Here is a 20,718-nt window from a genome sequence, read left to right on the forward strand (position 1 = left end):
GCTCAGGGTTTGTGGCTCGGGGCGACGGATGCCACACCGGTCTCCAGGTCCAGCAGGCGACGCGCCAGGCGCAGCAGCCGGAACAGCTTCACCAGGCCGGCGTCGCTCAGGCGCATGGACGTTCCGCCGCCGCGCAGCAGCGGCGCCAGGTCGTTGGCCAATCGCTCACGATCCAGGCCCGGCGCAGGTACCCGCGCCGCGCTCAGCGCATGCAGCAGCGTCAGCACGGCACGAGCGAAGGCCGGAAAGTCCTTTGTCTGGCAAATGGCAGTAGTCGCACAGATAAAGCCGATGCCGCTCTCACTGGGCTCGATGTGCTCGGCGACCGCAGCCTCCTCGGCGATCTCGCGAGCGAACTGTGCGATATGCACCCGGAGCCGGTCCGGCCCATCCAGTCCGGGCTCGATGTACCAGACATCTGAAATCGGGTAGAGCCCGCCGACCTGTACAGGAATCGCACGCAAGGCATCGGTCTCGAAATCGGGCAGCTTGTCGCCCATCTGATCCGCCACCAGGCGCTGAATGGATTGCAGGCGTTCAGTGGTCAGCGCCGGAGACACGATGTGTCCCTGCAGACGCTCCGCATCGCGATCGGCCGGTTCTGGTGCGGCGCCTACTCCCTCACCTTGCTCATTGCCAAGCGCGAGCGCCGTAGCAGTCTGTGTCGGGGGAAGCTCGGCAACGGGTCCAGCCGGTGCGCCAGCCTGCTGAGCAGGTGTCGCCGCCGGAGGTGGCGATGCAGGCCTCGGCGTCGCGGGCACGATGGGTGCCGCCGGGCTCACAGGCGCCGGCTCGCGGGTCAAGGCCCGATGGCGGATTTCGCTGTCGTCGATCTCCAGGCTCAGCGTGTCATAGTCCGCTTCCAGGAAGTCGGCCATCTGACCCACCAGTTCGTCCTGCACCCGCTGGAACGAGAAGTCATCCGGCTGCGAGTCGAACTGCGACAGCACATCCTGGAACAGCGTGGCGAAGTCCACGGCGAGGTGACGGCCCAGCGCTCTCCGTTCCCAGGTGCGCTCGCACGCCTTGCGCAGCACCGCGAGCCGTTCCACCTGATGCCGGCCCAGCCCGCCGTACAGCACTGTCGGAATCGCCGGCAGCAGGTAGCGCACCGAATCCTGCATGCGACTGATGTGGGACTGCTGCACCGGATAGCCATCGCCCGTCAGGCGCCGCGCCAGCTCGGACTGAGTCAGCGTGCTGCCGGTTTCCTGTTCGTAGAACTCGCGCGCCTTCTCCACCCCCAGGGCGCGCTCGATGAATGTCAGGCCGCCGCGCAGCTCGTTTTCGGCGAGGTGGCCCGTCAAGGCGACGATTTCGCCCCGTTCTGGCCAGGGGCGGAACAGGCAGGAAATGCGGAAGAACCGTTCCTGCTTGGTCTCGGTCCACAGCTCGCGAAGAATGGCCAGTCGCGTATTGCCGCCATTGCGAATGATGAAGTGTTCTTCGCCGGGCCTGCGTGTGATCGCCGGTGAAGCATCCAGCCCGCGCTCACGGATGGACGCCTTGATTTCCTCGTACGCCGGATTGCGCTTGACGCGAGGGTCGTGGTCATAGGGGCGCAACTGGTCCAGCGTTACGATCATCGGCGTATCGGCGATGGGGTCGCTCAAGACCGTTACCGTCGGACCGCTCCGCTCGAAGCCGGAGGCCATCAGCTTGGCGGCCATGTCCTGCGGGGTCAGATCAGCCAAGGCCATTCTCCTGGGCCGGTATCCGGCTGATGGCTGCCTCCCGATCGGCACGACGAAGCTGCGCGCGAGCATTGAGCCCGGCACGATGGTCGCTCGCCGTCGAACTGGTGTAGATCGATGCGCGACCTGGCTTGGTGAACTTCAAGTGGCCGCCTGGCGTGCGCACCACATGCCAACCTTCACCCAGGGCAAAGTCGATCAGCGCCCGCAGCCGCTTGTGGCCGCGCGCCAGGTCATGCGCGTTCGCCATCGCCCTCGCTCCTTGTCACGCCTCTCGCATCGGATCGGCCGGTCACCTGCGCAAAGCGTTCCCGCCACTGCGGAAACAGCTCGCCGGAAAGGGCGCGCATCGTCGTCAGCGCCGAAGGCGCGACACGACCGGCGGGCTGGCGGTGCTCGACCTGATGCACCGGCAGGCCTCGTGTCGCCGCACGCGGATAGGCTTCAATGGCTGGTACGTCGGTGTCCAGCACCTGCACGCCTGCCTGTCCTTGGAACATCTGCCGCAGCGTCTGCTGAATCAGCCGGGCATTCGACGAGACCGGGTGTACCCGGTTGATGAGCAGGTGCAGCGGTGGAGGCTCGATGCCGAGGAGCCGGTACGGCCCGATGTCCTCGATCAGTTGCAGCGTGCCGCGCCGCAACTCACGTGCCGCCAGAATCTCCGGCGTCACCGGCGACAGCGCCATGTTCGAGGCCAACACCGCCATTTCCAGCAGCACGCTGCGAGCGCCCTGTGTGTCGATCAGCACCAGGTCATAGAACGGCGCCAGCGCGGGTAGCAGGTGTCGGAGCCGCAGGCGCCCGTCCGGCGCATGCAGCAGCAGCGTGTTCAGTTCTCCGCGATCGTCGTTCGACAGCACCAGGTCCAGTCCGGCAATCGCAGTGCGCGACACCAGTTGATCGATGCGACGCTCGTTGAACGCCAGCAACTCGTAGATGCCGGCGGGCGCACGCGCGCTCAGCGCGAAGTAACTCGACAGCGTAGGTTGCACGTCCAGATCGAGCAGCAGTACGCGCAGCCCTGCGTCGGCGACAAAGGCGCCCAGGTTTGCTGCCGTTGTCGTCTTGCCCACGCCGCCTTTGGTCGAAATGATCGAGATGACCAGCATCGTCAGGCTCCTCGTCGCGTTGTCGGAGTACGGAACGAGGATCAGATGCGCTCACTGCGGCGCTCGGCGATCCACTGCTCGATCTCGAGCGAGTCCCACCCGACAGCACGAATTCCAAGACGTATGGCTTTCGGAAACTTGCCCGACTTCATCAGGTTGTAAATGTGGGCGCGCTTGAAGCCGGTCTTGGCTTCGACTTCCTCGCGGCGCAGGATGCGGTGCTCACCCGCAGGCAGCGGAAGTGGCTTATCCGACATGAGGGGCACTCCTTAGCGCTTACTGGCGCATGTTTGGCGTAACCCGTAATTGACAGGAACCCCGGGGGAAAGAACACCGCAAATGCGGTTTCTGCGACCGCAGATTGGGGCTTGACGCCCTTCAGTGGCTCGCTGCCTGCAACCTGCGGCGGGCCTGAGCAAACTTGGCCTGCAGCGTGCGCTCGGTGATGCCCATGAGGTTGCCGTGATGGGCGATCAAGGCGCTGATGATCGCGTCCTGGCTGTTGAAACTGGAGTATGGAGCCCCGGAAGGGGTGCGTCCGAGCATCAAGGCCAGCATCGTGCCGATGATGTTCAGATAAGTGGTCTCGCCACGATCACTGAGGGGGCACAGGGTGCAATTGAGATTCGGAGATCCTTGCTTCTTCTGCTGCTCTTGAAGCTGATGCAACTGATGGCGACATTGCTCGAGCTGGGACTTCAGCGCTTCCCGTTCGACCAAGAGCGCATGACCCGCCTCCAGGGTGATCACCGGGTGGGCGATCCTCTCGTGACGGGAGAAGAGGAACGCCGGCCGCTGCTCCGGATAGCTTCGTAGCATCCACCGCTTGAGGTCGACGTGGCGAACGGTCAGCTCAGGCGAGTCCCACAGGGACTTGTCGCTCATCGTAATCCCGTTCAGTCCGTAAGGCAGCTCGCCGTGGAAGATGGCATCGTAAATGCGATCGGTATACAGGCGGAGTTCATTGCAGCGCGGGCAATTCAACGTCTCAGGCAAGCGCCCGGACCTGACAGCCGCGAGGATGTCATCCCTGAACCGATACAACCCAGCCCATCGGATGGCTGCATCGATGGGCCGGTAATACACCTCCGAAAGCGAACTCCCTTGCATGTAGTTGCTCCCTTGTAACTGCTACCCCCACAAGGGCTCCTGGCTGCCCCGGCCGTGGCCAGTGCTTTGAAATCGCGTCAGCGGTACGATGACGCTATGCAGCCCTGCGCGGAAGGATCGGGCTTCATCGCGAATACCGCGACCAGATCGGGCTCGGTGTCGGCGTTGCATCCGGTGCTACCCCGGGGTAGCCAACGTAGGACCTTGACGAGTGGTCGGTAATCGCACGCAGGTCGACTCCGGCGTCCGCAAGATGGGGGGCTACGCCTCTGTTGCCGCGCATGCAATCATCATGATCGCGCGAAGCGCCGGCAAGACCGGCTGAGAATGAACTGATCTCGCGGCGATCTATGACACTGCGATATCCCGCAATGCGAAGCTTCACGTCGCCCAATGTCAGGCAAAAGCGCCGTGGGTCAGACCTGATCGGTATGCTGATAGCCTGAAAAGGAATCGCGCCGCAGGAGGTATGAGCGTTCAACGGGGGGCCAGGAAGGCAGCCCGTGCGCTGGCTGTCCATGGCTGAGGATGGCCCGCCTTGGAGCGAAGACGTTGCCTGCTTTCCGACTAGCGGGGTAAACTAGTCCATGAGCCAGTCCAATGGCTGGTTTGGGTTTGGAAAAATCGATTATGACTCAACAACTTGGGAGTCGGATTCGATTCCCATCGCCCGCTCCAGATTCCCCAGGAAGGGCCCGGCAGTTGCCGGGCCCTTCTTCATTTGGATTCGCGCTTCGCCTACTTCAGGCGCGCGATCACGCCGCACGCGACGCGCGCGCCGGAGTTGCCGGTCGGCTGGGTGGTGAAATCGTCCGGGGCGGCGTGCACGATGAGGCCGCGGCCGACGATGTTGCCCTTGGCCTTGCCGCTGATCGTCAGCCCCTCGAGGATGGTGCCGAACGTCGCGTCGCCGTTCGCATCGGCGACCAGCATCGGCATGTCGCCGAGGTGGTGATCGCCTTTCGCCGGGTCGCCGTGCGGCTTGCCGGTCGGGTTGAAATGGCCGCCGGCGCTGGTGGCGTCGGGCGCGGAACAGTCGCCCTGCTCGTGGATGTGGAAGCCATGCTTGCCGGGCGAGAGGCCCGTCACGCTGGCGTCGATGACCACACCGCCATCGACTTCGGTGAATTTCACCATGCCGGACGCGCTATTGCCCTTGGTCGGCGCGAGGGACGCTTCCGCGGTGATCGGCCCGCCAAGGCCGAGGTTGCTGCAGGCGGCGATGAGGAGGCTTGCTGGCAGTGTCGGGATGAGGGAGCGGAATTCCATGTTCTTCTATCCTTTCTCTAATGGAGGATGTCGTGCGTCCGGAATTCATGCCGGCCACAATTCATCATGGACCATTAATACGCCGAAAGGAATAGCGCCCCGCCCGCAACGGGGGAGGGGTTCGGCTCAGCCCGTGGCGAGGCGGCGGTAGGCGCCGCCGTGGTAAATCAGCGGGGCACGGTCTTCGCGGTCGAAGCGCACGACTTCGGAGATGAAGACGAGATGGTCGCCGCCGTCGTGGCGCACGGTGTTGCGGCATTCGAAGCGCGCGCAGCAGTTCTTCAGCAGCGGCACGCCATACAGGCCGTCGTCGATGTCGAGTCCGGCGAACTTGTCGTCCGAGCGCGTCGCGAAAAGCTGCGACAGGTTCTGCTGGTCCTCAGCGAGCACGTTCACCGCGTAGTATTCGCAGGCTTCGAACACCGGCAGGCTGGCAAGATTGCGCGACAGGCTCCACACGATGAGCGGCGGGTCGAGCGACACGGAGTTGAAGGAGTTGACCGTCAGGCCGATCCCTTCGCCGCTGGGCGCGCGCGTCGTGACGACGGCGATACCGGTGGCGAACATGCCGAGGGCATCGCGAAAGGCGCGGGTGAAATCCTGATGGGTGACGGGCGGCTGGGACATGGGCGGTTCTTGTAAGCAACGCCAGCCCTTCTCGGGGCGGGCGGGGAATTGGATGGAACCGGCGATTATCGCTGCGCGCACTGCGCAGGGCAACGCGGCGGGGGCGGAAACGCAACCGGGAAAGGGAAAAGGACTGGGGAAGGAATGGACGGGACGACGAGGGACAGCGACTTCGCGCTGCGGCTGATCGCATGGCACCGCGGGTACGGGCGGCACGACCTGCCGTGGCAGAACACGCGCGACCCGTACCGCATCTGGCTGTCGGAGATCATGCTGCAGCAGACGCAGGTGGATACGGTGATCCCGTACTACGCGCGCTTCCTCGTTCGCTTCCCGGACCTCGCGCGCCTCGCCGCCGCGCCGGTGGACGACGTGCTCGCGCTATGGAGCGGGCTGGGCTACTACGCGCGGGCGCGCAACCTGCACCAGGCTGCGCAGGCGGTGATGACGCGGCACGGCGGCGAATTCCCGCACTGCGCCGCGGAGATCGCGGAACTGCCCGGCATCGGCCGCTCGACCGCGGCGGCGATCGCGGCCTTCGCGTTCGGCGAGCGCGCGGCGATCCTCGACGGCAACGTCAAGCGCGTGCTGTGCCGCGTGTTCGGCATCGACGGCTTTCCCGGCGAGCGCGCGGTCGAGCAGCGCCTGTGGACGCTCGCGGAGGAGCTGCTGCCGCAGACGGAGATCGGCACCTACATCCAGGCACAGATGGACCTCGGCGCGACCCTGTGCACGCGCGGCCGCCCCGCCTGCGGACGTTGCCCGATGGCGGAGATCTGCGTCGCGCTGCGTGAGGACCGCGTCGGCGAATTGCCCGCGGCGCGCCCGAAGAAGGCCGTACCGCAGCGCCATGCGCGCGTCGCGGTGATCGTGACCGACGGGGAGGTGCTGCTCGAACGCCGGCCGCCGACGGGGATCTGGGGCGGATTACTCGCGCTGCCGGAGATTCCGGAGGGTGCCGCCGATGTGGCGTGCTGGGTCACGGCCCGCCACGGCCTCACCGCGCATGCAACACGCCCGCTGACGGTGCTGAACCATGCCTTCACCCATTTCCGCCTGGAGATGACGCCCGTGCTCGTCGAGGTCGACGGCCGCGGACGCGTCGCGGCGGACGAGGGCCACCGCTGGCTGGCGCTCGACGCGCTCGCGGACGCGGGTCTGCCGACGCCGGTGCGGCGCATCCTCGCGGATTTCGTCGACGGGCCGAAGGAGACGCCGCAGCGCGAGCTGCCCTTGTGAGCGCCGTAGGGCGGATGAGCCGAAGGCGTTATCCGCCGAATGCGCAGTATCCACGGTATGCATGCGGCGGAAGGCGCTTCGCTTTTCCGCCCTACGACTCAGCGGCGCCGCCGTGCCTCAGCTGCCCTTCCCCGGCTTCATGCGCTCCGCGAGCAGGCCGCGCTGATCGAGGAACTGGCGGACGATCTCCAGCCGGTCGCCCGGGTTGTCCAGCTCGAGCAGCGCTTGCTTGGCCTGTGCGGGGATCGGCAGCACCTCTGCAAAGCGCAGGCCGACCCAGTTCGCGTCGTCGAAAGCGTGCGGGGCGGAAAAACGTCCGGCGCCGGCATCCTCGACGATCGCGCGCAGCAGCGCGACCAGCGGCAGGCAGTTGTCTGGAATGGCCCGGTGCGGCGCTTCGGCGAGCCATTCGACTTCGCCGAGCAGCAGGTTGTTGGCGCCGAGTTCGGAGCGCAGGACACGGTAGCGGCACTCGCCGCGCACGACGAGGTCGAGCGTGCCGGGTTTGGCCATGTCCCATTCGACGATGCGCGCGCTCACGCCGACCTCGTAGGGCCGCGCCGGCGCACCGACCTCGCGGCCTTCCGCGATCAGGTTCACGCCGAACACCGAGCCGTCCTTCAGGCAGCGCGTCGCGAGGTCCATGTAGCGCGCCTCGAACACGTGCAGCGGCAGCAGCGCGCCGGGGAAGAGCACCGTCTGCAGCGGAAAAAGGGGTAACGGCGGCGACAACAGCCCGGCGTCCTCCATCACGCGCCCTCCCCGCCCGTCTCGCCCCAGCGCTGCATCAGGCGGTGCGGCACGCGGATCTGGTCGAGCACGCGCGCGACGACGAAATCGACCATCTCCCCGACCGTCTGCGGGTGGTTGTAGAAGCCGGGGCTGGGCGGCAGGATCACGACCCCCAGGCGCGCGAGCTTGAGCATGTTCTCCAGATGGATCGCCGAGAACGGCGTCTCGCGCGGCACCAGCACGAGCTTGCGCCCTTCCTTGATCGCGACGTCGGCGGCGCGCTCGATGAGGTTCTGGCTGAGGCCGGCGGCGATCGCGGCGAGCGTGCCCATCGTGCATGGGCACACGACCATCGCGTCGGCGGGGTTGGAGCCGGAGGCGAGCGGCGCGAACCATTCCTCGCGACCGAACACGCGCAGCTGGCCTTCCGCGGCCCCGAAACGCGCGGAGAGCTGCGCCTCGACCTCGGCCGGGCGCGAGGGCAGCTCGAGGTTCATCTCCTGGCGTGCGACGATCTGCGCGACCTGCGAGTACAGCAGCCACACCTTGCAGCCGGCCGCGAGCAGGCAGTCGACGAGACGCATCCCGTAGGGCATGCCCGAGGCGCCAGTGAAGGCGACGGCGACGGTCTGCGGGACGGGATGGCTCATCGGGACGGTGTTCTCACTGCGGGTACTCACTTCAGGTAGTCGGTCAGGATCACCCAGCGGCCATCCCGGATCTGCGCGATGCGGCCGTGGCGGTTGCCGAGATGGTCGTCGCGAGTGAAACGATACTCCGGGCCGCCGAAGAAGTCGCGCGGGGTGTGCAGCGACTCCAGCGCGGCGGTGAAACGCTCGACGGTGAGCTCGCGCCCGGCCTTGTCGGCGGCTTTCACGAACAGGTCGGCGACGCCGTAGCCCATCACGCTCCACACGTTGGGCGCGGCGCCGAAGCGCTCGCGGTAGCGGCGGATCCAGTCCGCGAGCTGGCCGTTCGCACCGGCCTCGTAGGGATGCGGCAGCACGGTCACGCCGTACAGCCCCTCGACCGCCTTGCCGCCCAGCTCGTGCGTCTGCGCCGAATAACCCGACGCGGTGACCAGCATGTCGACGTTCCAGCCGGTGCGGCGCGCCTCGGCGACGGCCGCGACGGTCTCGCGCACGACCGTCGCGAGCACGACGAAGTCGCAGCCCGCGCCGCGCAGGCGCGCGATCTGGCTGGAGAAGTCGGTCGCGCCGCGCTTGTAGCTGGTCTTCTCGACGAGCGGCTGCGCGAGCTTCGCCAGGCCCGCCGCGACGCCCTTCATCACCTCCAGGCCGTAGTCGTCATCCTGGTATAGCAGGCAGGTCTTGCGGTAGCCGTGCGTCTGCACCATGTGGCGCGTCGCCGCGTCCATGTAGTCCTGGTAGGGCGCGAACATCTGGAACTTCAGCGGGTGGCGCGGCGAGTAGGTCGATTCGTGCGGCGAGAACGGGAAGAGGTGCGGCCGGCCGGCGTCGACGATCAGCGGCATCGTCGCCATCACGACCGGCGTGCCGAGATTCGCGAGGAAGGCGAAGACCTTGTCACGCTGGATCAGCTTTCGCGCCGCGAGCACGCCCTTCTTCGGGTCGTAGCCGGCGTCCTCGACGACGAGGCGCAGCTTGCGGCCGTGCACGCCGCCGGCGGCGTTGGCGTCGTCGAAGCGCATCTGCATGCCGTCGCGCACCGGCACGCCGAGCAGCGCGATCGGGCCCGACAGGTCCTGGATGCTGCCGACGACGACCTCGCGCTCGCCGACGCCCGGAGCCTGCGCCGCGGCAACGCCGGCGACGGCCAGGAGCAGCGGGGCAAGGATGCGGCGGATGAGCTTCATGGATCCTCCCAGCGCGGCCAGCGGCGCCCAAAAAGGGGCGATTATCCGTGAAGCACGCCCTCAGCCGCCATGCGCAGCGCGAGGTCCGCCGCCGCCATCGGTCGGCCGATCAGGTAGCCCTGCAGGCAATCGCAGCCCAGACGACGCAGAAAGTCGCGCTGCGCTTCCGACTCGACCCCTTCCGCCGTGACCCTGAGGTCCAGGCTGTGCGCCATGTTGATGATCGCCTCGACCAGACTCGCATCGCTGCGGTCGTCGGGGCAGTCGCGCACGAAGCTGCGGTCGATCTTCACGACATCGACCGGGAAGCGCTTGAGGTAGGACAGCGACGAGAAGCCGGTACCGAAGTCGTCGAGCGAATAGGCAATGCCCTGGCCGTTGATCTCACGCATGCGCGCCTCGGCCTCTTCGCTGCTGTCCATCAGCACCGATTCGGTGATCTCCAGCATCAGGTGCTCGTGGCCGTCCGCCGCGCCCGACAACAGCGAGCGCACGAGCTCGGGCAGGCCGGGCTCGCGGAACTGCACGCCGGACACGTTGACCGCCATGCGCAGTGCCGGGTAGCCCGCCTCGCGCCACGCGTGCGACTGGCGCACCGCCTCGCGCAGCGCCCATGCGCCGATCGGCACGATCAGGCCGCAGTCTTCGGCCACTGCGATGAAATCGCCCGGCGACACCAGCCCGCGCCGCGGATGCTGCCAGCGGATCAGTGCCTCGGCGCCGACGATGTGCCCGCTCGCGGCTTCCACGATGGGCTGGTAGTGCAGCACGAATTGCTGCTGCTCGATCGCGATGCGCAGGTCGTTCTCGAGCTGCACGCGCGCCAAGGCATCGGCCTGCATGTGGTGCGCATAGAACTGCGCGCGGTTCTTGCCCGCCTGCTTGGCCTTGTACATCGCGATGTCCGCGTTGCGCAGCAAGGTCTGCACGTCCGCGCCGTCGTCGGGAAAGACCGTGATGCCAATGCTGCCGGAGATGTGATGGCGGGCATTGCTCAGCAGGAAGGGCTCGCGCAGCACCGCGACGAGCTTCTCGGCGACCACGTGCAGATCCTCCATGTCGCGCTGGTCGTGCAGGTCGTTCACGACCACCGTGAATTCGTCCCCGCCCAGGCGCGCCACCGTGTCCTGCTCGCGCACGCTGGCCTTGAGGCGACGCGCGACCTCAACCAGCATCTCGTCGCCGACGTCGTGCCCGAACGAATCGTTGATCCACTTGAAGCCGTCGAGGTCGAGGAACATCAGGCCGACCTTGCCGTCGTGCCGCCGCGCCTGCGCCAGCGCGTGCTCCAGCCGATCCTGCAGCAGGCTGCGATTGGCCAGGCCGGTGAGCGTATCGAAATTCGCTTGGTGCCAGATCGCCTCCTCCTGCTGCTTGCGCTCGGTGATGTCGCTGAACAGCGAGACATACTCGGCGATCGTGCCATCGTCGTTGCGCACCGCGGTGATCGTGAGCCACTGCGGATAGATCTCGCCGTTCTTGCGCCGGTTCCAGATCTCGCCCTCCCACGCGCCGCCTTCGGCGAGACGGCTCCACATCGTGCCGAAGAAAGCCGGGTCGTGGCGCCCGGACTTGAACATCGACGAGCGGTGGCCGATGACCTCGTCGACCGCATAGCCGGTGATCGCGCAGAAGGCCGGATTCACCGAGGTGATCACCCCCTGTGCGTCGGTCGTCATGATCGCCTGGCTCGATGCGTTGTACACCACCAGGGCCTCGCGCATGCGCTCCTCGTAGCGGCGCCGTTCGGTCACGTCCTGCACGATCGAATACAGCAGGCTGCGCCCGCCGAGCTCGATCGGACCGCTCGCGACCTCGACGTCGCGCACCTCGCCGCTGGCGAGGCGATGGCGGAACTGGAAGAAGTCCGCCGCGCGCGCCCGCGCCCTGGCCATCTCGTGCAGCACCTCCTCGCGCGACAGGGCATTGATGTCCGAGATCTGCATGCGCGTCAGCGCCGCATGGTCGTAACCGTAATACGCACACGCCTTGTCGTTCGCATCGACAATGGCGCCGTCGGCCGGGTCGATCACCAGCATCACCACCCGGCTGTTGGCGAACAGCGCCCGATAGCGCGTCTCGCTCTCGGACAGCGCGCGCTCCATGCGCACGCGCTCGGTGATGTCGCGCGCCAGCGCGATGAAGCCCGCGGGGCCGTCGGCATCGTTCAGCCGGCTGATCGAGGCGCTGAAGTAATGCACGCCGTCGGCCAGCTCGAGCGCATATTCGGTCTGCCGCGGCACCCCGTCGACCGCGATCGCGTCGATGGTCGCGTCGAACTTCGCCGCGACCTCGGGCGGCACCGTCTGCGCATAGGGGCGCCCGACCAGTTCCTCGACCGGGGCGGCGAGCAGCCGCGGTTCCGGCGCATGGCACTCCACGACCCGCCTGTCCTTGTCGATCAGCAGCATCTTGTCGGGAAGCGACGTGATCAGCGCCGCCAGCCGCGCCTCGCGCGCCGCCAGCTCCGCCGTGCGCTCAGCGACGAGCCCCTTCAGGGCGCTGTGGTGCTCGCGCAGCTGCATCAGGGTGGTCGCCAGCCAGCCCAGCGCAAAGCACAGTATGGTCGCCACGGCGAGCTCGAAGGGCAGGCCAGAATCGTCCTTCCACCCGCCGACCGGCGCCACGCCCAGCGTCCACACCCCGTTCGGAACCTCGATCTCATGCTCGACCGGCTCGACCAGAGGCCGGGCGGACGAGGCGGCGATGACCTGCCTCGCCCCCGTATCCGGATGGGTGCGCCACAGCTCGTAATCGAAGCCGTACTTCTCGACCGAAGGCAGCAGCGCCGTCGTCAGCACGTCGGGAAAACGGATCACCACTGCGACGAAGCCCCAGAACGCCTGACGCCCGTTCTCGTCCGGCAGGTACACCGGCAGACGTCCGATCGCGCCGACGCCACCCTGCTTCAGCGGGAAGGGGCCGGCCAGTGTCAGCTTGCCGGTGTCGCGTGCGAGAAAAGCCTCGCGGTTGCGCGTCGGATCGGCCAGCAGGTCGTGTCCGATGACGCCGGCGTTCTCGGCCAGCGGCACGATCTGTCGCACCACACCGGCCGGCGCGAGCGCCAGCGCCGAGGCTCCTTGGTAGAACGGCAGCATCTGCTCCGCCAGGGTGTCGAAATTCGGGATGCTGCCCTCGCCCTGACGCACCAGCGCCGCCAACGCATAGGTCACCGCCAGCGCGTGCTCGATGTTGCTGCGCAGGTCCTGCGCCTCGTCGAACAGCGTGTTCGTCACCTCCGCGCGGCGGACCGCTTGCCGCTGACGCTCGAAACCCGAAATCAGCACGGCCGAGACGAGCGCGGTCACGAGGAAAACGAGCAGGCCGATCAGCAGCGAGCGCTGCCGGCGCGCGAGCACCGACAGGCTGGTCATCGCCGCCTCGATCCCGCCCTTGTCCGCCAGCAGGCGGACTGGGCGGAGCTGGCGGTCGCGGGACGACGCGTGCCCGGGACACCGATCATGCTTGCAGGCCTCCCGTAGCCATTGAAATGTAAGCAAATGCTAACGCCAGCACGCCTGTTCTACCAGTGAACGGCTGCACGCTCACGGCGCGGGACACCTCCGCCGCTCAGCGCGATCCGGCCAGGCCACCGGGGCGCAGCAGCACCAGAACGACCAGCACCCCACCGAACAGCGCAGTCTCGATGCCCGCGGCGCCCGCCAAACCCGGCGGCAGACGTTCGACCGCGAGCGACACCGCCTGCGGCAGCGCAACGACCACCAGCGCGCCCCACAGCGCTCCGGCGAGGTGGCGCGCGCCGCCGATGAAGGCCAGCATCAGCAACTCGAAGGACAACGTCAACCCGAACTGTTCCGGGCTCACGAAACCGATCCAGTGCGCATACAGCGCGCCGGCCAACCCGGACAGCCCGCCACCCAGCACGAAGGCAAGCGTTTTCGCGTGCGCGACGTCGATGCCGGCCGCCGCCGCGGCGACCTCGTCCTCGCGAACCGCGCGCCACGCCCGCCCCAGCCGCGACGCCACCCAGCGCCGGCAGGCGAGCCACGCCATCACTAGCGCGACGCCACCGACCAGCGCCTGCGCAAGGGACGTGTTCGCCACCCATCCGCCGAGCACCAGCGGCGGCACCGCGAGGCCCGCCGCGCCGCCGGTCAGCGACTCCCAGCGCACCAACCCCTCCTCGACGACCTGCGCGAAGGCCAGCGTGCTCATCGCGAAGTACAGCCCGCCCAGGCGCCGTGCCGGCAGGCTCGCCAACCACCCGCCGACCGCGCCGAGCGCGACGGCCACTGCCAGCGACAGCGGCGCCGGCACCCCGCGCAGCACGAGCAGCGCCTGCGCGTAGGCCCCGAGCCCGAGCAGGGCGCCCTGCCCCAGCGAAACCTGGCCGCACTGGCCCACCACGAGGATCACGCCCAACCCGGCGATCGCCCAGGTCGAAACGAAGGCCGCCTGCGCAAGGGCGTAGTCCGCACCCAGTGCCCACACCGCGAGCGCAGCAAGGACCACGATCGCAGCCGCCGCGGCGAGCGCGCGCGGGCTCCGGGTGTCGCCCTCCGCCGGACTCACGGCCGCCCCCGCAGGCCGGCCGCGAAGCCGCCCGGAAACAGCAGCAGCACGGCCATCATCAGCACGTAGGGCACGACATCCTTCACCCCTTCCGGCAGCGCCAGTCCCGCGAGCGCCTCGACGACGCCGAGGAACACCCCGCCCGCGAGCGCCCCCGGCAGGCTCGTCATACCGCCCAGCACCGCGGCCGGAAACGCCTTCAGCGCCACCAGCCCCATGTTCGGATGGACGAAAGTCACCGGCGCCAGCAGCACCCCCGCGACCGCGGCGAGTCCGGCGCCGAGCGCCCACGCCAGGGTGTGCATGCGCGCCACCGACACGCCCATCAGCGCAGCCACCCCGGCGTTCTCCGAACACGCGCGCAAGGCCAGCCCCGCGCGCGTGCGGCGGAAGAACAGCGTCAGCGCGCCGGCGAGCAGCGCGGTCGCCGCGATCACTGCAAGGTGCTCCGCCGCCAGGGCCGCGCCGCCCAGGCGCACGCTCTCGCCGGCGAAGGGCAGCGGCAGGCGGTGCATCGCGTGGCTCGCCGCCGGCACCGCCCCGACGGCGCCGCGCATCACCATCCCCAGCCCGAAGGTCAGCAACAACGCCGTCAGGTGCCCGGGACCGAGCGTGCGGCGCAGCACCATGCGCTCGAGCAGCGCCCCGAAGGCCGCCATCGCGGCGACGCCGAGCACGACGGCGGCGGCGAGCGGCAGGCCGGCCGCCTCGTGCAACGCCAGCACCGCGAACGCCCCGAGCATGAGTAGTTCGCCCTGCATGAAGCTCACCGCCCCGGTCGCCTTGTAGATCAGCACGAAGGACAGCGCGACCAGCCCGTACACGCAGCCGGTCGCGACGCCGCTCGCGAGCACCTGGATCAGGGTCTGCACGGACATCGATGCGGCGACAGGGCCGTGCCTGGTCGTGAGAAGGGCATGCGTTTTCCGGAAAAAGGGGGGCTGGAACGGCAGGGGCAAAGCGCGATTATGCCAAGCCCGTGCCAAGCCCGTGGCCAGCTCACGCTGCTCATGGCCGCTGCGGAACGCCGCGATGCGATGCTATGCTCGCCCGATGCGTCCGATCGACACCCTCGTCTATGGCATCGGCCTCGCCGGCGTCGCCGCCCAGGCCGCGGCGGGCATCCTCGAAGCCGGCAACAAGCGCTTCGACCTCTTCGGCATGATCGTCGTCGCCCTCGCCGCGGCACTCGGCGGCGGCTCGCTGCGCGACCTGCTGCTCGACCGCAAGGTCTTCTGGATCGCCGACCAGAGCTATCTCGTCACCGCCCTGCTCGCCGCCCTCGCGGCCTTCGCGCTGGCGCGCGTGGTGCGCCTGCCCGCGCGCCTGTTCCTGCTGCCCGATGCGATCGGCCTGGCGCTGTTCACGGTCAGCGGCACGCAGGCGGCGCTCGCGCTTGACGCCCCGTGGCTGGTCGCGAGCCTGATGGGCGTCATCACCGGCGCCTTTGGCGGCATCGTGCGCGACGTGCTGTGCAACGAGGTGCCGCTCGTATTCAGCGGCGAGCTCTACGCCACCGCGTCGTGGGTCGGCGCGCTGCTGCTGGTCGCATTGTCCGAGTTCGACGTCGCGCACACCTGGGCGGCCCTGCTCGCCGGCTCCGTCGTCCTCGCAGTCCGGCTCTCGGCGATGCGCTTCGGCTGGCGCCTGCCGGTGTTCCGCGCACGGATGTAAGGCGCTGCGCAGCACGGACGACTATCCCGGCGGGAAGCCGCCGCCGGCGCGCGATGACGTGCGAAAGGCGCAAAAGATGGCACACTAGCCGCGTCGGCACGGCCAGCGCGCCCTGCCGTGGCCAATCAACCACCTGGGGAGGTTATCGAGAATGAGTTTCCTGCGCGAGTTCAAAGAGTTCGCCATGCGCGGCAACGTCGTCGACCTGGCGGTCGGCGTGATCATCGGCGGCGCCTTCGGCAAGATCGTCGATTCGCTGGTCAAGGACGTGATCATGCCCGTCGTCGGCCGCATTCTCGGCGGCGTCGATTTTCGCCACCTTCACATCAACCTTGGCGACAAGACCTTCGAAACGCTCGAAGCCGCCGAAAAGGCCGGCGCACCGCTGGTGAAGTACGGTGCCTTCATCAACACGACGATCGACTTCATCATCGTCGCGTTCGCGATCTTCGTCGCGATCAAGGCGATCAACCGCCTCAAGCGCGCCGAGCCGCCGGCACCGCCGCCGGAGCCCGCGCCCGAGCCGGAAGAAATCAAGCTGCTGCGCGAGATCCGCGATTCGCTGAAGCAGCGCGGCTAGAAGGCGACAATCAGATATTTGTCGTCTGCCGGGCACTTGGTTCCTCCCCCTTCAAGGGGGAGGTCAGGAGGGGGATGGGTTTCTGCGGCGCCTGCTTAACCCATCCCCACCCCAACCCTCCCCTTGAAGGGGAGGGAGCAACCGTACAGCACTCAACCTGTTATCCCTTACGCGTAGTCGCCGACGTAGGGGTTGTTCTTTCGCTCGTCGCCGAAAGTCGAGGTCGGGCCGTGGCCCGGCACGAAGGTGACGTCGTCGCCGAGCGGGAAGAGCTTCTCGCGGATCGAATGGACCAGCGTCGCCTGGTCGCCCTTGGGGAAGTCGGTGCGGCCGATCGAGCCCGCGAACAGCACGTCGCCGACGATCGCGAGCCGCGCATCCACATGGAAGAACACGACGTGGCCGGGCGTGTGACCGGGGGCGTGGATCACGCGCAGCGTCTCCTCGCCCACCGTCACGGTATCGCCGTCGTGCAGCCAGCGGTCCGGCTCGAAGGACTCGACGTCGGGAAAGCCGAACATCTTGCTCTGCTGCGGCATCCCGGCGATCCAGAAGCGATCTTCTTCCTGCGGCCCTTCGACGGGCACCCCCAGCTCGCGCGCGAGCTTCGCCGTGCCGCCGGCGTGGTCGATGTGACCGTGCGTGATCAGCAGCTTCTCGATCGTCACGCCCAGCCTGTCGGCCTCGGCGCGGATGCGCTCGAGGTCGCCGCCCGGATCGACGACCGCCCCCCTCATCGTCTTGTCGCACCACACGATGCTGCAGTTCTGCTCGAAGGGGGTCACCGGGACGATACGCAGCTGGATCATGGCGGGCAGGAATTCGGGTCGAGAAACGATGCAGTTTAGCGCGCATTACATTCGCGCGCTGATTCCGCTCCCGGATCGAGCACGAGTCCGTAGGGCGGGAGGAGCCGAAGGCGTATCCCGCCAGTCCAAAGTCGAGCGTCGCTGACAGGCTGTGGCGGGATACGCTGCGCTCCTCCCGCCCTACGTGGCGGCCGGCGCGCCGTACCTAACGCAGCAGCGCCACGCCCTTCACCTGCGCGAACAGGCTCATGCCCGGCGCGATGCCCATCTGCACCGCGGAGCGCGTCGTGATGCGCGCGAGCAGCGCGCGGCCGGCGACGTCGAGGCGCACCAGCGTGCGCCCGGGGCTCGCGTCGTCGAGCGACACCACGCGCGCGGGCAGCACGTTGAGGATGCTCGAATCGTGGCGTTCCGCGAGCGCCAGGCTCACGTCGCGCGCCAGCACGCGGGCGCGCACCTGCGCCCCGAGCGGCGCATCGAGGCCGGTGATCCACAGCGGCAGGCCGCCGAATTCGAGCCGCGTCAGCGCGAAACGCTCGTCGCGCGCCGCGACCTGCGCATCGACGACGACAAAGGCCTCCTCGTCGTGCGCGAAGGGCAGGTCCAGGCGCGGCATCACCTCGTCGATCGCACCGGACGCGAGCACCCGCCCGTCGCGCAGCAGCACGACGTGGTCCGCCAGCCGCGCGACCTCCTCCGGCGCATGGCTCACGTACACGACGGGAATATCCAGCTCGCCATGCAGGCGCTCCAGGTAGGGCAGGACCTCCGCCTTGCGCTGCGCATCGAGCGCGGCCAGCGGCTCGTCCATCAGTAGCAGGCGCGGACTGGTCGCCAGCGCGCGCGCGATCGCGACGCGCTGGCGCTCGCCGCCCGACAGCCGCTCCGGCATGCGCTCGAGCAGCGGCTCGATGCCGAGGAGCGCGATCGCATGATCGAGCGACACGCGGCGTTGGGCCGCGGCGACCCGCTTCAGGCCGAACTCGAGGTTGCGCCGCACTGAAAGGTGCGGAAACAGGCTCGCTTCCTGGAACACGTAGCCGAGCGGACGGCGGTGCGTCGGCACGAACACGCCACGCGCGTCGTCCTGCCACACCTCGCCGCGCACCGCGAGGTAGCCGTCCGTCGCCCGCTCCAGACCCGCGAGGCAGCGCAACACCGTCGTCTTGCCCGATCCGGAATGGCCGAACAGTGCGCTGACACCGCGCCCGGGCAACTGCAGCGTAGCGTCCAGGGCAAAGCCCGACCATGCCAGCCGGAAGCGCGCCTCGATGCCGGTGCCGGAGACCTGAGCAGCGGCGGCGGGACTCATCGCACGCCCCCGCGCTTGCGGCTGTAGAGCAGGAACAGCACCACGAAGCTGAACACCACCATGCCCGCGGAAAGCCAGTGCGCCTGCGCGTATTCGAGCGCCTCGACGTGGTCGTAGATCTGCACCGACACGACGCGCGTCTTCTCCGGGATGTTGCCGCCTATCATCAGCACCACGCCGAACTCGCCGACTGTATGGGCGAAGCCCAGCACCGCGGCGGTGACGAAACCCGGGCGCGCGAGCGGCAGCACGACGCTGAAGAAGGTGTCGAGCGCCCCCGCGCGCAGCGTCGCGGCGACCTCCAGCGGCCGTTCGCCGATTGCCTCGAAGGCCTGCTGCAGCGGCTGGACGACGAAGGGCAGCGAGTAGAACACCGAGCCGACGACCAGACCCGCGAAGCTGAAGGGCAGCAGGCCGATGCCCAGCGCCTGAGTGAGCTGCCCGACGGGCCCGTGCGGCCCCATCAACAGCAACAGGTAAAAGCCGATCACGGTCGGCGGCAGCACCAGCGGCAGCGCGACCACCGCGCCGACCACGCCCTTCCACGCCGAGCGCGTGCGCGCGAGCCACCACGCGACGGGCGTGCCGATCACGAGCAGGATCGCCGTCGTGACGGCCGCCAGCTCCAGCGTCAGCCGGATCGCCGCGAGGTCGGCCGTACTCATCATCGTCCCGCCCGCCTCACTGTCCGTAACCGTAGGACTTGATAATCGCGGTGGCCTTCGCACCGCGCAAATATTCCGCGAGCGCACGCGCGGCCGGTTTGTCGCGACCCGGCGCGAGGATCACCGCATCCTGGCGCAGCGGCGCGTGCAGCCCGGCCGGCACCAGCCACGCCGACCCGCCCGTGAGCCGGCCGTCGGCCCACACCTGCGACAGCGCGACGAAGCCCAGTTCGGCGTTGCCGCTGGCGACGAACTGGTGCGTCTGCGCGATGTTCTCGCCGGTGACGAGCTTTGCGGCGAGCGCCTCGGCGACCCCCAGCCTGTGCATGACCTCCTGCGCCGCCGCGCCGTAGGGCGCTGTCTTCGGATTCGCTACGGCAAGATGGGCGAAGGCGCCGCGCCTGAGCACCTCGCCCTTGTCGTCGACCACGCCGGCCTGCGCCGACCACAGCGCCAGCCGGCCGATCGCGTAGGTGAAACGGCTGCCGGCGACCGTCGCGCCCTCCTCCTCCAGCTTCGCCGGCGTCGTGTCGTCGGCCGAAAGGAAGACCTCGAAGGGCGCGCCGTTGCGGATCTGGGCGTAGAACTTGCCGGTCGCGCCGAAGGCGAGCCGGGCCTTGTGGCCGGTGTCGCGCTCGAACTCGGCGGCGATCTTCTGCATCGGCGCGGTGAAGTTGGCGGCGACCGCGACCTGCACCTCCGCGGCGAACGCGTGCGTGACGCCCAGCGTGAGGGCTGTTGCGGCCAAGACTGTGCGGATTGCCGAAATCATCGAAACGGGCTCCCGATGTGCGCTGGGTGCGCTCCCTGACGGATGAGAGCGAATAGCATGCCACGAGCGCAAGGCCGGCGGGGCGCGGGTTTCGGGAGCGGACGGCTGGCCGCGTTGTCGCGTGTGCGACATTCGTGCGGCGAAGCGGAGGGAAGGTGCCATACGACGTACGCACGCCGGCACGGCTAAGGCCGGCCGCATTGCGCCGCCGGCCCCTGGAAACGGACGCTTACTTCTTCGCGATGCTCGCGTCCTCGACCAGCAGCGGGTACATGTAGCCGGACCCGAAATCGCGGTCGAGCTTGACGTTGCCGGTCACGACGACCTCGTCGCCGACCGCTGCCGTGTCCTTGCTGGTGACGATGAGGTTGTTGGTGCCCTGATCGCCCGAACCGTCGCGCACATGGACGAAGTTGCGCCCCATGATGCCGTTGTTCACCTTGACGACCTTGCCGCTGACCTGGACTGCCTTGCCCGACAGCTCGGCCTTTTCCTGATTGACGGCTGCGACGGTCTTGACGGCGGCATCCGCGGCAAAGGCTGCGGGGGCGCCGAAACCGATCATTCCGGCGATGACGAGGGCGAGAACTTTCTTCACGAACAGACTCCTGCTGATGGGTCCGCATGCGGACATTAGGGCGGTGCTGCGACCGCACATTCTATACCGCGACGCCACCGCACGATGGTGTTTGCATCAAAAGACGCGCCCCCGGCGCGGACCACAGGGGCCGCAACGCGGGGGCGGGAAGCAGA

At 68.2% G+C, this 20,718-nt stretch carries 21 protein-coding genes; 3 read left to right on the forward strand and 18 right to left on the reverse strand.

Features of this window, described 5'->3' with window-relative positions; translation table 11 throughout:
* Window positions 1-2: 2 nt before the first annotated feature.
* The 7 genes from AzCIB_RS22745 to AzCIB_RS22775 form a co-directional block, all read right to left on the reverse strand.
* Entirely contained in the window at window positions 3-1,694 is a 1,692-nt protein-coding gene (locus AzCIB_RS22745) for a ParB family protein (protein WP_050418518.1), read from the reverse strand.
* The gene (locus tag AzCIB_RS22750) at window positions 1,687-1,944 is read right to left on the reverse strand and encodes a hypothetical protein (protein WP_050417987.1); all 258 of its coding nucleotides are present in this window, start codon (window positions 1,942-1,944) and stop codon (window positions 1,687-1,689) included. The genes AzCIB_RS22745 and AzCIB_RS22750 overlap by 8 nt, the downstream gene beginning before the upstream one ends.
* Window positions 1,928-2,806: a ParA family protein gene (locus AzCIB_RS22755; RefSeq protein WP_050417988.1), complete on the reverse strand. Its 879-nt coding sequence runs from the start codon at window positions 2,804-2,806 to the stop codon at window positions 1,928-1,930. Before AzCIB_RS22755 ends, AzCIB_RS22750 begins: the two co-directional genes overlap by 17 nt.
* A 41-nt stretch (window positions 2,807-2,847) precedes the next feature.
* Window positions 2,848-3,063, reverse strand: coding sequence for an AlpA family transcriptional regulator (locus tag AzCIB_RS22760; RefSeq protein WP_050417989.1), 216 nt, complete (start codon window positions 3,061-3,063; stop codon window positions 2,848-2,850).
* Between the two features lie 121 nt (window positions 3,064-3,184).
* Window positions 3,185-3,916 carry a hypothetical protein gene (locus AzCIB_RS22765; protein ID WP_050417990.1) on the reverse strand — a complete coding sequence of 244 codons (732 nt, stop codon included), beginning with the start codon at window positions 3,914-3,916 and terminating at the stop codon, window positions 3,185-3,187.
* A 738-nt stretch (window positions 3,917-4,654) separates the two neighbouring features.
* Window positions 4,655-5,185 (reverse strand): superoxide dismutase family protein, encoded by a 531-nt coding sequence (locus AzCIB_RS22770; protein ID WP_050417991.1) that lies wholly within the window; start codon window positions 5,183-5,185, stop codon window positions 4,655-4,657.
* Between the two features lie 126 nt (window positions 5,186-5,311).
* Complete coding sequence (locus AzCIB_RS22775) at window positions 5,312-5,812, reverse strand: flavin reductase family protein (protein WP_050417992.1); 501 nt, start codon at window positions 5,810-5,812, stop codon at window positions 5,312-5,314.
* Window positions 5,813-5,956: 144 nt separating this feature from the next.
* Here AzCIB_RS22775 and mutY point away from each other — a divergent pair, with 144 nt between their 5' ends.
* Window positions 5,957-7,051, forward strand: a complete 1,095-nt coding sequence (gene mutY, locus AzCIB_RS22780; RefSeq protein ID WP_050417993.1) for an A/G-specific adenine glycosylase — start codon at window positions 5,957-5,959, stop codon at window positions 7,049-7,051.
* A 117-nt stretch (window positions 7,052-7,168) separates the two neighbouring features.
* Here mutY and AzCIB_RS22785 read toward each other — a convergent pair whose 3' ends face one another.
* The 6 genes from AzCIB_RS22785 to AzCIB_RS22810 all read right to left on the reverse strand — a co-directional run bounded on the left by AzCIB_RS22785 (window position 7,169) and on the right by AzCIB_RS22810 (window position 15,031).
* Window positions 7,169-7,801, reverse strand: coding sequence for an LON peptidase substrate-binding domain-containing protein (locus AzCIB_RS22785; protein ID WP_198149732.1), 633 nt, complete (start codon window positions 7,799-7,801; stop codon window positions 7,169-7,171).
* Entirely contained in the window at window positions 7,801-8,433 is a 633-nt protein-coding gene (locus tag AzCIB_RS22790; protein ID WP_050417994.1) for a flavin prenyltransferase UbiX, read from the reverse strand. The genes AzCIB_RS22785 and AzCIB_RS22790 overlap by 1 nt, the downstream gene beginning before the upstream one ends.
* A 26-nt stretch (window positions 8,434-8,459) precedes the next feature.
* Entirely contained in the window at window positions 8,460-9,620 is a 1,161-nt protein-coding gene (locus AzCIB_RS22795; RefSeq protein WP_050417995.1) for an ABC transporter substrate-binding protein, read from the reverse strand.
* A 41-nt stretch (window positions 9,621-9,661) separates the two neighbouring features.
* Window positions 9,662-12,994: a bifunctional diguanylate cyclase/phosphodiesterase gene (locus AzCIB_RS22800; protein WP_050417996.1), complete on the reverse strand. Its 3,333-nt coding sequence runs from the start codon at window positions 12,992-12,994 to the stop codon at window positions 9,662-9,664.
* Between the two features lie 196 nt (window positions 12,995-13,190).
* Entirely contained in the window at window positions 13,191-14,096 is a 906-nt protein-coding gene (locus AzCIB_RS22805; RefSeq protein ID WP_157058633.1) for a branched-chain amino acid ABC transporter permease, read from the reverse strand.
* A 53-nt stretch (window positions 14,097-14,149) separates the two neighbouring features.
* On the reverse strand, window positions 14,150-15,031 hold the full coding sequence (locus tag AzCIB_RS22810) for a branched-chain amino acid ABC transporter permease (protein ID WP_050417998.1): 882 nt from the start codon (window positions 15,029-15,031) through the stop codon (window positions 14,150-14,152).
* A 154-nt stretch (window positions 15,032-15,185) separates the two neighbouring features.
* Between AzCIB_RS22810 and AzCIB_RS22815 the strand changes: the two genes are divergently transcribed.
* Entirely contained in the window at window positions 15,186-15,827 is a 642-nt protein-coding gene (locus tag AzCIB_RS22815) for a trimeric intracellular cation channel family protein (protein WP_232299298.1), read from the forward strand.
* Between the two features lie 151 nt (window positions 15,828-15,978).
* Window positions 15,979-16,407, forward strand: coding sequence for a large conductance mechanosensitive channel protein MscL (gene mscL / locus AzCIB_RS22820; protein ID WP_050418000.1), 429 nt, complete (start codon window positions 15,979-15,981; stop codon window positions 16,405-16,407).
* 167 nt (window positions 16,408-16,574) lie between these two features.
* Here mscL and AzCIB_RS22825 read toward each other — a convergent pair whose 3' ends face one another.
* The 5 genes from AzCIB_RS22825 to AzCIB_RS22845 form a co-directional block, all read right to left on the reverse strand.
* The gene (locus tag AzCIB_RS22825) at window positions 16,575-17,216 is read right to left on the reverse strand and encodes an MBL fold metallo-hydrolase (RefSeq protein WP_050418001.1); all 642 of its coding nucleotides are present in this window, start codon (window positions 17,214-17,216) and stop codon (window positions 16,575-16,577) included.
* Window positions 17,217-17,421: 205 nt separating this feature from the next.
* Entirely contained in the window at window positions 17,422-18,528 is a 1,107-nt protein-coding gene (gene modC, locus AzCIB_RS22830; RefSeq protein ID WP_050418002.1) for a molybdenum ABC transporter ATP-binding protein, read from the reverse strand.
* Window positions 18,525-19,196: a molybdate ABC transporter permease subunit gene (gene modB / locus AzCIB_RS22835; RefSeq protein WP_050418003.1), complete on the reverse strand. Its 672-nt coding sequence runs from the start codon at window positions 19,194-19,196 to the stop codon at window positions 18,525-18,527. The genes modC and modB overlap by 4 nt, the downstream gene beginning before the upstream one ends.
* A 13-nt stretch (window positions 19,197-19,209) precedes the next feature.
* Window positions 19,210-19,965: a molybdate ABC transporter substrate-binding protein gene (gene modA / locus AzCIB_RS22840; protein ID WP_050418004.1), complete on the reverse strand. Its 756-nt coding sequence runs from the start codon at window positions 19,963-19,965 to the stop codon at window positions 19,210-19,212.
* Between the two features lie 229 nt (window positions 19,966-20,194).
* The gene (locus AzCIB_RS22845) at window positions 20,195-20,563 is read right to left on the reverse strand and encodes a hypothetical protein (RefSeq protein WP_232299299.1); all 369 of its coding nucleotides are present in this window, start codon (window positions 20,561-20,563) and stop codon (window positions 20,195-20,197) included.
* Window positions 20,564-20,718: the final 155 nt, after the last annotated feature.

The sequence above is a fragment of the Azoarcus sp. CIB genome (assembly GCF_001190925.1).
Lineage (GTDB): Bacteria > Pseudomonadota > Gammaproteobacteria > Burkholderiales > Rhodocyclaceae > Aromatoleum.

What these genes read in the sequence shown, in the direction of transcription:
- AzCIB_RS22750 (WP_050417987.1), bottom strand. Translation starts at nt 1,944, where the DNA reads ATGGCGAACGCGCATGACCTGGCGCGCGGCCACAAGCGGCTGCGGGCG.
- AzCIB_RS22755 (WP_050417988.1), bottom strand. Translation starts at nt 2,806, where the DNA reads ATGCTGGTCATCTCGATCATTTCGACCAAAGGCGGCGTGGGCAAGACG.
- AzCIB_RS22760 (WP_050417989.1), bottom strand. Translation starts at nt 3,063, where the DNA reads ATGTCGGATAAGCCACTTCCGCTGCCTGCGGGTGAGCACCGCATCCTG.
- AzCIB_RS22765 (WP_050417990.1), bottom strand. Translation starts at nt 3,916, where the DNA reads ATGCAAGGGAGTTCGCTTTCGGAGGTGTATTACCGGCCCATCGATGCA.
- AzCIB_RS22770 (WP_050417991.1), bottom strand. Translation starts at nt 5,185, where the DNA reads ATGGAATTCCGCTCCCTCATCCCGACACTGCCAGCAAGCCTCCTCATC.
- AzCIB_RS22775 (WP_050417992.1), bottom strand. Translation starts at nt 5,812, where the DNA reads ATGTCCCAGCCGCCCGTCACCCATCAGGATTTCACCCGCGCCTTTCGC.
- mutY (WP_050417993.1), top strand. Translation starts at nt 5,957, where the DNA reads ATGGACGGGACGACGAGGGACAGCGACTTCGCGCTGCGGCTGATCGCA.
- AzCIB_RS22785 (WP_198149732.1), bottom strand. Translation starts at nt 7,801, where the DNA reads ATGGAGGACGCCGGGCTGTTGTCGCCGCCGTTACCCCTTTTTCCGCTG.
- AzCIB_RS22790 (WP_050417994.1), bottom strand. Translation starts at nt 8,433, where the DNA reads ATGAGCCATCCCGTCCCGCAGACCGTCGCCGTCGCCTTCACTGGCGCC.
- AzCIB_RS22795 (WP_050417995.1), bottom strand. Translation starts at nt 9,620, where the DNA reads ATGAAGCTCATCCGCCGCATCCTTGCCCCGCTGCTCCTGGCCGTCGCC.
- AzCIB_RS22800 (WP_050417996.1), bottom strand. Translation starts at nt 12,994, where the DNA reads ATGACCAGCCTGTCGGTGCTCGCGCGCCGGCAGCGCTCGCTGCTGATC.
- AzCIB_RS22810 (WP_050417998.1), bottom strand. Translation starts at nt 15,031, where the DNA reads ATGTCCGTGCAGACCCTGATCCAGGTGCTCGCGAGCGGCGTCGCGACC.
- AzCIB_RS22815 (WP_232299298.1), top strand. Translation starts at nt 15,186, where the DNA reads ATGCGATGCTATGCTCGCCCGATGCGTCCGATCGACACCCTCGTCTAT.
- mscL (WP_050418000.1), top strand. Translation starts at nt 15,979, where the DNA reads ATGAGTTTCCTGCGCGAGTTCAAAGAGTTCGCCATGCGCGGCAACGTC.
- AzCIB_RS22825 (WP_050418001.1), bottom strand. Translation starts at nt 17,216, where the DNA reads ATGATCCAGCTGCGTATCGTCCCGGTGACCCCCTTCGAGCAGAACTGC.
- modC (WP_050418002.1), bottom strand. Translation starts at nt 18,528, where the DNA reads ATGAGTCCCGCCGCCGCTGCTCAGGTCTCCGGCACCGGCATCGAGGCG.
- modB (WP_050418003.1), bottom strand. Translation starts at nt 19,196, where the DNA reads ATGATGAGTACGGCCGACCTCGCGGCGATCCGGCTGACGCTGGAGCTG.
- modA (WP_050418004.1), bottom strand. Translation starts at nt 19,965, where the DNA reads ATGATTTCGGCAATCCGCACAGTCTTGGCCGCAACAGCCCTCACGCTG.